Annotated in this window: 13 protein-coding genes; 1 reads left to right on the top strand and 12 read right to left on the bottom strand. The window is 40.2% G+C overall.

All coding sequences use genetic code 11. The features are described 5' to 3' along the window. Positions 1-10: 10 nt before the first annotated feature. The 5 genes from KB186_RS14635 to KB186_RS14615 all read right to left on the bottom strand — a co-directional run bounded on the left by KB186_RS14635 (position 11) and on the right by KB186_RS14615 (position 4,399). Entirely contained in the window at positions 11-1,477 is a 1,467-nt protein-coding gene (locus KB186_RS14635) for a DUF4179 domain-containing protein (protein ID WP_173610352.1), read from the bottom strand. Beyond that, positions 1,470-2,042 carry an RNA polymerase sigma factor gene (locus KB186_RS14630; RefSeq protein WP_232773875.1) on the bottom strand — a complete coding sequence of 191 codons (573 nt, stop codon included), beginning with the start codon at positions 2,040-2,042 and terminating at the stop codon, positions 1,470-1,472. The genes KB186_RS14635 and KB186_RS14630 overlap by 8 nt, the downstream gene beginning before the upstream one ends. Positions 2,043-2,186: 144 nt before the next feature. Continuing rightward, positions 2,187-2,588, bottom strand: a complete 402-nt coding sequence (locus KB186_RS14625) for a hypothetical protein (RefSeq protein ID WP_232773874.1) — start codon at positions 2,586-2,588, stop codon at positions 2,187-2,189. Between the two features lie 453 nt (positions 2,589-3,041). Next, entirely contained in the window at positions 3,042-3,506 is a 465-nt protein-coding gene (locus tag KB186_RS14620) for a hypothetical protein (protein ID WP_173610349.1), read from the bottom strand. Between the two features lie 170 nt (positions 3,507-3,676). Continuing rightward, positions 3,677-4,399: a hypothetical protein gene (locus KB186_RS14615; RefSeq protein ID WP_232773873.1), complete on the bottom strand. Its 723-nt coding sequence runs from the start codon at positions 4,397-4,399 to the stop codon at positions 3,677-3,679. A 210-nt stretch (positions 4,400-4,609) separates the two neighbouring features. On the opposite strand from KB186_RS14615, the gene KB186_RS14610 reads away from it, so the two are divergent. Continuing rightward, positions 4,610-5,572 (top strand): hypothetical protein, encoded by a 963-nt coding sequence (locus KB186_RS14610; RefSeq protein WP_232773872.1) that lies wholly within the window; start codon positions 4,610-4,612, stop codon positions 5,570-5,572. 1,226 nt (positions 5,573-6,798) lie between these two features. On the opposite strand, the gene KB186_RS14600 is transcribed toward KB186_RS14610, so the two are convergent. The 7 genes from KB186_RS14600 to KB186_RS14570 all read right to left on the bottom strand — a co-directional run bounded on the left by KB186_RS14600 (position 6,799) and on the right by KB186_RS14570 (position 13,050). Continuing rightward, on the bottom strand, positions 6,799-7,299 hold the full coding sequence (locus KB186_RS14600; RefSeq protein WP_221867302.1) for a hypothetical protein: 501 nt from the start codon (positions 7,297-7,299) through the stop codon (positions 6,799-6,801). 407 nt (positions 7,300-7,706) lie between these two features. After that, positions 7,707-8,159: a hypothetical protein gene (locus tag KB186_RS14595; RefSeq protein ID WP_232773871.1), complete on the bottom strand. Its 453-nt coding sequence runs from the start codon at positions 8,157-8,159 to the stop codon at positions 7,707-7,709. 147 nt (positions 8,160-8,306) lie between these two features. Next, positions 8,307-9,047 carry a hypothetical protein gene (locus KB186_RS14590; RefSeq protein WP_173610344.1) on the bottom strand — a complete coding sequence of 247 codons (741 nt, stop codon included), beginning with the start codon at positions 9,045-9,047 and terminating at the stop codon, positions 8,307-8,309. 46 nt (positions 9,048-9,093) lie between these two features. Beyond that, positions 9,094-9,840 (bottom strand): hypothetical protein, encoded by a 747-nt coding sequence (locus KB186_RS14585; RefSeq protein WP_173610343.1) that lies wholly within the window; start codon positions 9,838-9,840, stop codon positions 9,094-9,096. 23 nt (positions 9,841-9,863) lie between these two features. Beyond that, entirely contained in the window at positions 9,864-10,169 is a 306-nt protein-coding gene (locus tag KB186_RS28450) for an aspartyl-phosphate phosphatase Spo0E family protein (protein ID WP_173610342.1), read from the bottom strand. 230 nt (positions 10,170-10,399) lie between these two features. Beyond that, on the bottom strand, positions 10,400-11,752 hold the full coding sequence (locus KB186_RS14575) for a helix-turn-helix domain-containing protein (RefSeq protein ID WP_232773930.1): 1,353 nt from the start codon (positions 11,750-11,752) through the stop codon (positions 10,400-10,402). A gap of 98 nt (positions 11,753-11,850) precedes the next feature. Further along, positions 11,851-13,050 carry a tetratricopeptide repeat protein gene (locus tag KB186_RS14570; protein WP_232773870.1) on the bottom strand — a complete coding sequence of 400 codons (1,200 nt, stop codon included), beginning with the start codon at positions 13,048-13,050 and terminating at the stop codon, positions 11,851-11,853. Positions 13,051-13,109 lie beyond the last annotated feature (59 nt).

Genomic DNA, 13,109 nt, shown 5'->3' with positions numbered 1-13,109 from the left:
GGTTTTCTCTTTATGGATGAGTAACGGGAATTCTCCACTCGAGTGGATATTTTTTTTGAACAGCATCCAGTCGTAGGGTGAGCTTCTCCGGGAGCTTGGTTATTTCGTCTTCTTCCGAGTTCCTGCTGTCCTCCAGTAAAAATTTGTATGTTACTCTCTCGCGTCCAGACTGGTCAACGGGTCCCGTGGATTGAGTACTCCTTCTAGCACGGTAAGTGGTTCCCTTCCCGTCTTGCGCTACCCACCAAGGCAAATAAATATCGGAAATATCTTTGGATAGTACCTCGACTTCCATTTCTATTTGCTGTTTTTCCGAATATTTATCTTTTGCCAGCTGGACGCCTTTCACCGTGAAGATATCTTCTCCCACTTGTTTCATTACGGGCTTCTTGTTCAACTCATCTGGCCGGAAGGTGACACTCATATCATACGGTATTGCCTTGTGGAAGCTGTTTATGACAAGCGTCTTTGATTTGCCTTTTGGCAACGGATCGTCGTCCATAATCCAGTGGAAATGTCCATAGCGATCAATGGGATGGGATCTTTCTTTGCGCCTTTCCTTCCCCTTGCTGCCATCTGCCTCCTCGTAATAATATCCCAGCATATATTGCTGATACGGAAGAAATGGAGCATAATCAGGGTTCGTCGTCTTTCCGGTTAGCTTTTTCGCTTCTTGTTCCAATTGTTTTTTGGCCGCCTCTGTCCATTGTGTTTCCAACTCAATTCGGGTGGTCGTTGGCGTGTTGACGATCTGATGTAAGGTCATCCTCAATCCATGCTTCGTCACTTGCGTTTGATTGACAGGCAACACAGTCGTTGCGGCCGTTGTTTTTGCCATCGTAATCGGAACTTGCAGCTTCCAGTTTCCTTTTATATCTCCAATTTCATCAAAGTGCATCGACAACGTTTTCGGAAGGGGCTCTTGTCCTTTTTCCCCAAGGATAAACCGGATGAATCCGACATTATCTTCAAAGGCTGTTCCCCACTTGTCAGAAATGACCGTCCCTTTGGCATCCAACAATTCAACTCCATTGAATTGAGAGTTACTTGCTGTCTTCCATTCAGGCCCGAGCTGCTGGCCATCCGACTGTTTTATCATTAAAGCTACTATTACCTGCGCCGGATCAGCAATGATTTCCTTTACCTCCAAGGTAATCCCCTGATCCGTAACAGAAAGATTCGATGTTTCGGAGAAGCCTTGTCTCGCCGCCTGTTGCAGTCCTTCGTCGTTGAACACACCTTGTGCAAAGATCGATTTGACATAGGCCGCAAACGTTGGGGACACTTGCATGGTTCCGAGCAGCCCGAGTACGACAGCGGAAGCGATGCCGATGGAAGCCCATCTTTTGCTTCGGTAAAACGGACGCCTTCCCACCTGCAACGCGTTATTCTGGCTTGGCATTTGAAAACTCGGCGTCTCGACAGCTCCCGCTACTTTCCTAAGCGTCTCTTGAATTTGCCGCTCCTCGTTAGTCATGCGTCATTGCCCCTTCCCGCAAAAAATCAGATGGAATGCATTCCTTGTCCAATTGCTGCGCAATCAGCTTCCTGGCCTTGTGCATCCGTGATTTGACCGTCCCCTCAAAGGAACCCGTAATTTTGGCGATCTCCGACACGCTGAAGCCCTCGTAATAGTAAAGAATAATGACCGCGCGATGCTCCGCCCTCATGCTGCGAATCGCCTGCCATATTTGATGCTGCTCCTCTCGCTGGATCACGTTGTCCAGCGGCGTTAACGCTTCTTCCGGGATCATCTCTTCGTATTCCACCACAGGCTTCTGCTTGCGTACCAGATTCAGAGCCCGAAACGTAATAATCCGGTATAACCAATTGCGAAAGGCCACTCCCCGTTTTTTATCGAGTCGGTCTATGTGCTGATACGCTTCGATGAGCCCTTCCTGAACGGCGTCCTGTGCCAGATGCTTGTCATGAATGATCAAGTACGCTGTCCGGTATGCCATCGCCAGATAGGGCTTGACCAATTGTTCGAAAGCTTCAGGCTCGCCCTCTTGGCATTTAGCAATCAACTCCCACTCATCCACAGCGTTCCCTCCCCTCGTTTTCTCTACTGTATATTCACGAGAACGCGGAGTTTGGTTCACGATACATAGGCGAAAAAATATGAAACATGGAAAAACCCGTCCCCTGAACAGAAACGGGTGAATACTATTACAAAACCTTTCCACCTAAAGGCTAAGTTTCATTTTTTCCTCGATGTTTATTACTTCCCACTTATAAAACGAAGATTTCTGTAAGGTGAAAAGGAGATTTCCTGCATACACTTTTCGAATTCTATTATTTTCATCGTAATCTATCATTAGAAACTCTGCGATTAGCTGTATATGATCTCCGGTTCCTTCGACTTGTCTAACTGAAATTTCGGGTGATTTTAGATTATTCTTAGCGGCAAATTCAAAATAGGAACGAATTAATTCAATTTGATCTTGTTTCATTTGCACGTGGCTTTGTGTGCCATTTGCTATATTGTCTATGACGGTCCTTACTGTATTTTCAGGAGAGTATAGAGTTTTTAGGATAACCCCCCCTGCAATAGATATTATGAAAATCGCGATGACTATTTTTTTCACTTCCATTCCTCCTCTATAACAGGTCGAGAGAGTAGGGAATACAGTAAGAAACTAAAATAAAAAATACAAAATCAATGCGACCACATACAATTGCCATACTTTCATTTTGAATTTGATACATACCATTTCCAATACGCCCGATAAGTATTCACAACATTTAAGTAATAGCCAAAAAACTCCCATACCAACGACTATGGCGAAATCGAACGGGCTGAGTCTGCTCTCGATGAAGTTATACACTTTCGTGATATGAAGGAAAATCACAAAGACGAGGAATGAATAGTATTGCATGGAAACAACCTCCCCCATGTAATTACAACCAAGCAGATGGCCTTTTTTTCATTGCCACTATCGGGATTAATTTCGCAATTGGAGGTCATATGTGACCAAAAAGACGCGAGAAATCGCATCCTTAACGCAGGCTTCTTGTTACCTTGTTGAATATGCCCCCTGTTAAACCATTGGATACATGACGAAAACGGTACTGAAATATTGATTCCTTAGACTATCCTCCTGTATTACTGGGTCCAAATTTTTAAATTCTTCTGTTTCTAAATCTTCTTCATTTAAGACAACATCTCGCCAAAAACCTAAACCTATCTCAGGAAAAGCGTATCTGTCGCCCCACTTTGCACCTTCATCCCGCGTATAATTTGATATCTTATCGATTTTTTCCGCTAATTGTGTCGCCTTTGTATGAACCACATCGATACCGTAAACAAAACAACTGAATCCTCCGCTGAAATTGTATGTATCTATGGGAACTTCGATAAAACTCACTTTGTTCTCCTCATACTGTATCAGAAATGTCACATATTTCAGCGGCCATTCTTGCTCATAAGCCTTTACTTCTTCCCTAGTCATTCCTAACTTTATGGGGCCAACCCCTATTCCCGGCTCTACGATAATGTCCTCCATCGCAATCCCTCTCCATCCTTTTATTTCGAACTTGATACAAAACTTTTCCAACACGCCAGATAACCATTCACAACCTTTTAGTAATAGCAAAAAAACTCCCATACCAATCCGTTATCTTCTTTTTCTATCTACTTCGTAATAATCTTGCGGTTGAGAGAGACTTTGGGGTGCTAATTGGGAGAGGAAGCAATGAGTTGTTCAACTTCGTTTCTAAGTTCTGAAATATTCTGCCCTGAATAACTTTCCTGGAGGAAATAAAGATCACCATGCTGATCTATTGTCTCTGGAGAAACTTGTGAAACCAGAGTGTTCTCGCTATTAATTTTTATCTTTCCTTGAACTGACCCTACTATGTTATAGACGTCATCGTCATCTTCTGTTAAGAAAACAAAATATTTATTTCCTTCTTTCATAGGAATACTTCCTGCAATCCCTACCGATGTCATTCTGGGTTCACCATTATCATCATTCACTAATTTAGATCCTGGCTTTCCTGCGAAATATTTGGCCGCCTCTCTTTCATCGAATTCCCCTCCAGTTTCCAGTACAGATACTGTATCATCTATCTCTACATCACCTTTATAGACTTTCGTTAATCTTAATTCAGAGACTGTATACACATCTAGTCTTTCATAATTAGGGTTATTTTCTTGAGAAATAACTTCAGCTTCGGCTATGATATCTGCATTTTCAGCTAGACCCTCCACGTCAGTGAATGTCTCGGTAAACATTGCTTCACCAGAAACTATTCTATAATCTGAATCACTGGAATAAAGAAAATTTTGTTTTTTCAAGTCACCTATATAGTAAACAGCAAGCCCTGCAATAGTTATAAAACCAATAGTAGCTAGTGCTATTTTTTTTGTAGATTTAAAATTCATAAAGCTAATCATTAGTAATCTCCTTCCTACAAAAAGATAGATAAAATAGTTTGAACCTATCTAAGTTACTAAAGCGATTGATTAGTTTCACGATGCAAAAAATAAAATATGAACCGAACCTTTTTCCGCTAAAGAGGCAATATAGTGTGTAAGCAGCTTATTCAGAGAACAAATAGAACAATCCGATTCACATTATTTACAACAAAAAGGAGCGAAGTAATTATGAAAAAACAATTAATTGGTGGAATCGTTGCTACTGCGATTTTGATTCCAGCTGCAGCATTTGCGGCTTCTTCCGTGACTGACATGCCTACAAGAACACCGATGACTACTGAACAAGTCAAGGTGGATGAGGTTGGCAAATCAACGCTTGAGAAGCTGTATCTCGCATATCCTGAAACAAAATCGTTTGAGATTATCGATGCAAGCAACGTTCAAGGTGATGTATCCAAAGGGAAAAATGTAATCAGCGTGAAGCAAACAAGTATCGTACTACAGGAAAAAGGAGGAACCGGCAAAAAGATTACCCTCCATACAAACGGTAGTACGGATGAGATTGAACACGTGATTCAAGAGAATTGGGAGCCTAAGGAGAAGTCACTCATTACGTTAACCGATCAGGAAATCAAGGCGAAGGTAAATGATCTTATTGATAAAATGTATGGAAACGTCGAAACGTACCAGGTTGCTATCGAGCAAATGGAGAATCCAAACCAAAAAACATGGATGTTGAATTACACCAATGAGATGTTCGATAAACCGGTCTTCCAGGTTTTTGTTCAGGACAATACCATTAGTCTTACTAAGATCGTAGGTATTCCTACAGCTGATACACCTTCTGATACACCTTCAAACATTAAAGTAGAAGGCCTATTCTCTAGAAATGGTAAGCCTGATTATACTGCTGATAACTTTTTAAACGATGAAAAACTGTTTGCTTTACTAAAAATCAGCCCGACAGAATTAAAACAAGAATTAACAAAAGGTAAAACTGTTGTGGAGATTGCAGCATCTAAAAATGTCACGAAACAACAAGTGATTAATGTGATTGCAGAAACACAGGCTAGAGGACAACTTCAAGGTGATGGAGTACCGATCACCGAGCAATCACTGAAAGAAATGATGAAAGCAGTTGAACCAAAAGTCGTACACATAATTGAACACAAAACGGAAACGGAATGGTAGAAAAACAGAGTCAACTGGGGTACACAAGTAAAAGAGAAGAGGCGGGAGAACCGTCTCTTTTTTTATGGACTAATTTTTCAGAATTCAGGCCACAATAAGCCAGATAGTCTGGTTTATTGGACTCGAAGGGTAACATACTTTACTGGACTTTCTTTTGAATCAAACGTAAATCTTAGTAGGTTTCCATTGTTTTCATATTCCAATATAAACGTATGATCACCTGAGTCATCCATAAACTCTCTAGAGGGTTCTCCTAAGGTTTTTTTGATTTCCTCAGGTTTTCCAGCCATTCCAACAGTCTTTGGTTCGGCATTCATTAGGAGCTTGTTGGCAAGGCGATGTCCAGCATACGCTCTATTTGCCGAAGTCCGAAAAAACAGGTAAGAAAAAGATGGCATACTTCGTCGTGTCCATCGACGACTATTCTCGCTACATCGTACATGGGCAGTTTTACCTTGAAGAGCGTGTCCCAAGATTAGAAGACTGCTTAAAGAAAGCGATCCTCAAATGATTTATGTCGACAATGGAGCAATCTATTCCTCCATCCATTTTGCACGCATTTGTGCTCGCCTTGGTACTTTTGTTGACCAGAGTTTTGTTCCAGAAACCTAAGACCTTATCGAACAGGGAAAAATTCAGACCTTGTAGGATTTGAACCGTTTTTTTACTGCATGGTTGGAAGTCGCTTACCATCAAAAAGTGCATAACAGTTTCAAACAGCGTCCGGCAGATCGTTACCATAACGCAACGGATGAACGTCCGTTTTCACTTGAGTGGATTAGAAATTCAGGAAACAAGAGACTATATGGAGCACCAGTTGGCCCTGGTAGGCAGCGAGCATCCCGTGTTCACCACAGAAGCAATGGACAATATCCATGCCCATATAGCTTGTTTGCTCGATGCCGTCTTGCGACATTGGTGGATGCCATGCACGTGTCTCAGATTTTAACGGAGTTTAAAGACTAAGGTATGGTTGAAGTACGGTACAATTCCACCAAAGAACGTTAGGTGGCAAATAAGACACCCTATTTCTTGCTTAAAATAAAAGGGGGACATAAAAACATTTCTTTCTTAAATCATTCTAAAAACCTTTCAGTCTGATTACCTTGATCGCCTTATTATCTGCTTTTGCCATTACACTGGTAGTATAAACTGATTTGTTATAGCCAACATGATCACGAATTAATGAGCACTTTCCTTAAATGCTTTTATTCAAGATTTATAAATCAATAGGGCGCTCTTTCAACTTTGTACCACTCTGTTTTGCCCAATAAGGATATTAATTTGTCTCCATCTTCTTGTTTGTAGGAATCAAGATCAAAATGAGGAGTTATATTGAATGGTTTGATGTAGTAACCCCCCTCTTTGGTTGCGGCGTACATTATATATTTGGCCTCTGCCGCACCTTCCTTCGTTCCATATTCAAACTGCAATATAGACAGGGAAGCAATGGTTCCTTCAAAGTCGCTTATTACCCCTTCATGTATCCAATTCAGGATTTTGTTTAAGTCTGGATCTTCGAAGTACTCAGCAATTAGTTCTGGTTGAGCTTTTATCGAGTCTTCACGATAGAGTTGTACCCATATTTCTTTTAGTTGTTCTTTTGGAAAAATAGATTTCAAATTTGTTTCGCTCACCGGGGTACCAGTACGTTCGGAGCACCCCATGATCAACACAAAAAAAGAGATCAACCCAAAAAATAAGGTTATATATCGAGCATGAATCATATCTTATCCTCCTCTATGTGCGGAAGCAACCTTCACTCTTTAATGAAGGTTGCTTCCCAATCTTGTTATGTCCAATCTGTTCCCCAATATCCCTTAAATATTTGATAGAACAAATAGTTACCTCCACCGATTGTTGGGAGCAGATTAATGTCCAAAGCATGAGGTGTATATTTGTACAACGCCCAAGTTCCCCAGTTCTTTGTCCAGATGTAGTTTTTGTAGGTTACACCGTTTGAAGTAACAGTTTTGTTATAATTGATACCACTAAACAGGGCGGGTTGAGTAACAGGTGCTTGCGCCCAGAGGTCCTTGAACAGTTTTGTACCTTTGTCGATTTGAACATCAAAGCCGCTTGTCAAACACAGGCTAGGAAGCTATCAAAAGGTTCCTAGCCATTGTTGCTTTTATTATTGAGCCACATATTTTAGGTAAATAGTTTCGGTGTGATCTATACCTTCCTCATCAGTCCAATCAATTTTGAAAACAGGATAGTCACCAAAAAAAGATTTTACTTCTTCGTCCGTTACTCCATTCTTAAAATAATTTTTGGTGCTATCCGTGTTAGGTACATCTTGAAAGATGATGATATAACCCTCTTTAAAATTGGGGGTTTGAACACTACCTGTTTGTTGACTTGTTTGGGTTAATTCAGAAATAAATTTAAGCTTCTTAACATCACCATTTCCTAAATACTTAATTTTACCTACAAAGCGTGCACCATTTTCTTTATCGTGAAAAATTTCAGTAACTCCATTCCAATTGTCAGTAGCTCCTTCGTACTTGTAGGACCATTCCTTTTCGGAACAAGCACCGAGTAAAAGAAGTGGGAGAATAAGAAATACTAGTATCGTTTTTTTCAAAGGTAAACCTCCTATCTCAAAGTATGATTAAGTCTATGCTACAGCAAGTATTATATTCATCGTAATCCATTCTATTAGTTTTCAAGTTTAAAGATATGAAATCAAATGAACGGCCTATCAAAGACCGTTCACTTTCATGTTGGAATCTTACCAAGCTATACTCCCTACAGAAACCGTGCTATAGATGGTACCCGTTGACGTTCGTGCGGTATAAGAAGTTTTTAGACGGGCTCCAAATCCTCCAAGCTGATTATCAATGCGGACATAATCCCATGATGGTGACTTAACATAACTTTGGCCCCAGGAAGGAGGAAAGTACGTTTTTGGATCGCTATAGTTCATGTATTTTCCAGTAGATTTACTATTTCCAGTAGCTTTTGCAGTGAATTCTCCAGACTTTATTGTTAAACCATTCTTGTCTAGTAAATCCCATCTAGCCTCATAACGTGTAGCTTTACCCCACACATCAATATTATTTTCCTTAATAATGCTTGTCCACATCCAAACTGTTTGTTGAAAGTTTAGAGCTGGGTTAGAATCTTGGTCCCGATTGTCATATCCTGAAGGATCTGAGACTGCATAAAGTACGTAATCACTAATTACCTGGTGACCTACTTGTCTTTCCATCAATTTTTGAATTGTATAGTGGCTATATTTAGTAAGGTCTTTAACTACATTCCCTTTCTCATCTTTTAACTCGAATTTCACGTTTTTAAAGTCATAGTCTTTTTTTCCTATCAAAGCATCTTTACGAAGTTCTTTCTCTGATTTTATCTCAGTTTTATACAGCAACTTTTCTTGCTTTTCAGCTGCATATCCATGACCAAATGAAAGTGTTGAAGCAGCTAAGACTAATGCACAAATCATACTTGCAATAACCTTTTTCATTGTACAACCTCCTTGAATGAAAATGAGTAGAGTTAACTCATGGTGTTTACCATGAAATGCTGCCGCTACCAACAATAACAGTGCTGTACAGTGTACCGGTGGATGTACGAGCAGTGTAGGAGGTTTTCAATCTAGCACCGAAAACACCATATGAATCGTCAATCCGAACGTAATCCCATGTCGGCTTCTTGACATAATTTGTCCCCCAAGCTGGTGGGGTGTACGTTTTTGGATCACTGTAATTTAAGGTTGTACCATTAGATTTACTTCTACCATATGCTTTCGCTGTAAATTCTCCTGATTTTATTGTTAAACCGTTTCTATCTAGTAGATCCCATCTTGCTTCATAACGAGTAGCTTTTCCCCAAACATCTATATTATTTTCCTTAATGATGCTCGTCCACATCCAAACAGTTTGTTGAAAGTTTAGAGCTGGGTTAGAATCCTGATCGCGGTTATCATAATCAGACGGATCTGAAACTGCATAAAGTACATAATCGCTAATTACCTGCTGACCTACTTGTGTTTCCTTTAATTTTTGAACGGTATAGTGACTATATTTAGTTAGGTCTTTAACTACATTCCCTTTCTCATCATGTAACTGGAATCTAATGTCCTTAAAGTCATAATCTTTTTTTCCTGCCAACGCATCTTTACGAAGTTCTTTCTCTGATTTCATTTCAGTTTTATACATCACCTTTTCCTGCTTTTCAGCTGCATATCCGTGACCAAATGAAAACGTTGAAACAACTAAGGTCAATGCGCATACAATACTTGAAATAACTTTTCGCATACCTCAACCCCCCGACCAGAATTTTACTCAAGGTAATAGCATTTAGATTGAATTACCAGAATGTACTGATCCAATTGCTGGCTTAATGCTACGACTTCATCATTCAAGAAATCATTCTTCTCTAAATACATTTGCACCAATTGTTCTCGCAATTGTTCCACAATGTTTTTCAAATGATCAATATCGTGATAGGTTACTCCTTCCCGATCTAGAGGTAGCGTGATACATTTACTTATAGGAGCTTTAACTGCTCCTCCTGCGGGCGTTCCTTTAACCTGTCGAAGGGGTGGAACGCCCTTTTTAAATGCAATTGCTGCTATAAGACTCACCCTACTTCCTTTACCACCAGATTATTCGTGGCTCCTCTTTTTAGAGATGTTCTTAGATTTCTATTGCTTCATAGATTATCACCCCCAACTCCTTATTTTGAGATTTGTTACATAATTAACCATAAAATGATATGCGAGTTTTTACCAACTGCAAAAAACGGAATAAAAAAACATCCTGACAGAGGATGTTTCATCAACCTACGATATATTCACAATGACCTAACAGTATACTAGTCACCTAATTTGTTTTGGTTACCTATTCGCTTATTCATATTCCCTAACCATCCAAACAGTGCTATGTATGTAAGGGTCTCGTCGTGTCGATTCGTCAAATCCGCTAGTGAAAGGCAATATATCGTTTCTTCAATTCCTCTCTCTATCCTTCCCTTACCAAACTCATAAATAGCCATCTGATATCGAAACCGAAGATGTCGATCCAATCCTATTGCTTCTGTAAATTGATCGAAACTAGAAATTTGGGAGGCAAAGCGCTCTAAAATCTCATCCACGCAAAAATGGTAGGTGTTAGCGGATTTCATAATGGCATTTAAACCAGCAAGAACTTCATTGGTGGGAAGACTATCGAGATAGTCAGCGTACTCTTCAATGATGCTACTATTGCCAGACAACACCTCCAATGTGTAGGAGTTCGCCTTTGCCCATACCTTGAATCTTTCTACCTCTTTACGTCCGTCTTCATCAAGTAATTCAAACCATCCTAAATCAGCGTAAACTTGCACATACTTCTTCGCCTCTTCATACAGTCCTTGCATTTCCAGTGAAACGCTCTTATATAAATGGCCCAATCCGTAATAATAGACAAGATGGCGCTCCGTTTTCAGAGATTCGCCTTTTTTGTTTCTTTTCATCCTGTCCAATTCATGCCTGTAAACAGTGTCTGCCAGAAGCCTTAATTCGTCTGCGTACTGCTCTGATCTTTCCCACTTTTGCAAAGCGAAACAGATCTTCGCCAATTGGTATAAGGCGTCGAGTTGATAGTTTTCAGGAAGCCGGTTTCGGTAAGGAGAAAACCGAATGACATTCTCCCAATTTTCTTCTGCATTTGTCCCAAGTACAACACGAAATAACCGATACTGACTCATTACAAAGTGGTCAGAGTAGCTATCTTTTTCATTCTCAATCACATATTTATAAAAGGGCACCGACTCTTTCAGTTGCCCTTTCTCATATAGCTGTTCTGCAAGGGCAAAAAGAATCATGACGTTTTTCGGATTCTCCATCATTTGGGGGACAGTAGCTTCTATGCAATCCTTTCGCCCAACCTCCACGCATCGAATCAAGTATGGTATTAATCGGGGGCGCGATATTCTCCCCTCTAATATGCATTCTTCCGTGTATAATTCATACAACCAACCCGGATCGTGACCAAACACCTTGGCTAGCGCGTCTAACTGACCAATGGTGATTGCACGCGGCGGATTACCATTGAGAATCTCGCTCAAACTCCCGGGGTTAATGCCCGTTAATTCACCCAGCTTGCTTAATGTGTAGCCATGCTTTTTCCGATTTTGTTCGATTTCTGACCGCAGCGACCGATACAATGTCCCTTGCGCCCCCCATATAGCATAATTCCCTTGTTTTTTATTTTATGAATTTTAAAGGAACTAGCAGTTTCTAATATCCAAATAGAAAAATATCCTCTAATTCGGATATTTTTAGCCTAACATATATCACCCTGCCTACTTTGTTGCTTATCCACTAACGACTTTGATACCCACACCCATAATTTGAACAAACTGCTATAATTGTTATAGTTTTTAGTAATATCCGATAAAGAGAGACACTGAAACGTTTCATTAAGCCCCTCTGCATACTTCTCTTTTTCTAGTAAGTATTTCGCCATTTCATTCCGAAACTGGATATGTTCACTCATGCCGATAGCGTCTATGCGTCCTATGAAACTATCTATATTTTCTGCAAACTTATCAAATATTGAATCGATGGAAAAACCATGTTCATTGGCCGCTTTCACAATTGTTACTAAACCGGAAAGTATTTCTTTTGGATGATCATCCAGGAATTGAATATACTCAGGGATGACGTCACCATCCCCCATCAGGATATTCAATGTGTACAAATTGGCTGTTGCCCATGTTCGAAATTTCTGCACCTCGATTTGTCCAACTTCATCCAAGAGTTCAAACCAGCTTAAATCAGCATATCCTTCAACATATCGCTTCGCTTCTACATACAACTCCTGTTTTTCTAATGCTATACTTTTAATGAGAAATGATTGTCCATAGTACACAACCAGATGACGTTCTGTTGCTAACATTTCACTCGGTATGTTGTTTTTTCGCCTCCGCAACTCATCCTCATAGACAATTGTAGACAATTCTCTTAATTCATCTGCATAATGCTCCATTTGCCTCCACTTATGCAACGTATAACAAACATTGGCCAATTGCAGAAGAGCATCCAACTGGATATTTTCCGGTAAGCGCCTTCGATACGGATCAAATCGAATAACTGCTTTCAAATTTTCTTCAAAATTCGTTCCTTGTACGACTATTCGAAAGAGCCTGTACTGACTCATCACAAAGTGGTCAGAAAAGCTATCTTTCTCATTCTCAATGACATATTCATAAAAGGACACCGATTCTTTCCGTTGCCCTTTCTCATATAGCTGTTCTGCAAGTGCAAACAAAATTGAGATATTTTTCGGATTCTCCAGCAATATGGGAACGGCAGCCTCTATGCAATCCTTTCTCCCAACCTCCACGCATCGAGTCAAATAAGGAATTAATCGTGGGCGCGATATTCTCTGCTCCGATAAACATTCTTCTGTATACAATTCATATAACCAACCCTGCTCACGTCCAAATACCTCAGCGAACGCATCTAATTGCCCTATGGTCATAGCCCTGGTAATATCCCCTCATGGTTGACTGTGTTTAAAACCCCACTGTTACAATTGGG

The sequence above is a fragment of the Brevibacillus sp. AF8 genome (assembly GCF_021270385.1).
Taxonomy (GTDB): domain Bacteria; phylum Bacillota; class Bacilli; order Brevibacillales; family Brevibacillaceae; genus Brevibacillus.
This window is presented reverse-complemented; position numbering and strand designations above follow the sequence as displayed.

What these genes read in the sequence shown, in the direction of transcription:
- KB186_RS14570 (WP_232773870.1), bottom strand. Translation starts at nt 13,050, where the DNA reads ATGACCATAGGGCAATTAGATGCGTTCGCTGAGGTATTTGGACGTGAG.
- KB186_RS14610 (WP_232773872.1), top strand. Translation starts at nt 4,610, where the DNA reads ATGAAAAAACAATTAATTGGTGGAATCGTTGCTACTGCGATTTTGATT.
- KB186_RS14585 (WP_173610343.1), bottom strand. Translation starts at nt 9,840, where the DNA reads ATGCGAAAAGTTATTTCAAGTATTGTATGCGCATTGACCTTAGTTGTT.
- KB186_RS14590 (WP_173610344.1), bottom strand. Translation starts at nt 9,047, where the DNA reads ATGAAAAAGGTTATTGCAAGTATGATTTGTGCATTAGTCTTAGCTGCT.
- KB186_RS14620 (WP_173610349.1), bottom strand. Translation starts at nt 3,506, where the DNA reads ATGGAGGACATTATCGTAGAGCCGGGAATAGGGGTTGGCCCCATAAAG.
- KB186_RS14635 (WP_173610352.1), bottom strand. Translation starts at nt 1,477, where the DNA reads ATGACTAACGAGGAGCGGCAAATTCAAGAGACGCTTAGGAAAGTAGCG.
- KB186_RS14615 (WP_232773873.1), bottom strand. Translation starts at nt 4,399, where the DNA reads ATGATTAGCTTTATGAATTTTAAATCTACAAAAAAAATAGCACTAGCT.
- KB186_RS14600 (WP_221867302.1), bottom strand. Translation starts at nt 7,299, where the DNA reads ATGATTCATGCTCGATATATAACCTTATTTTTTGGGTTGATCTCTTTT.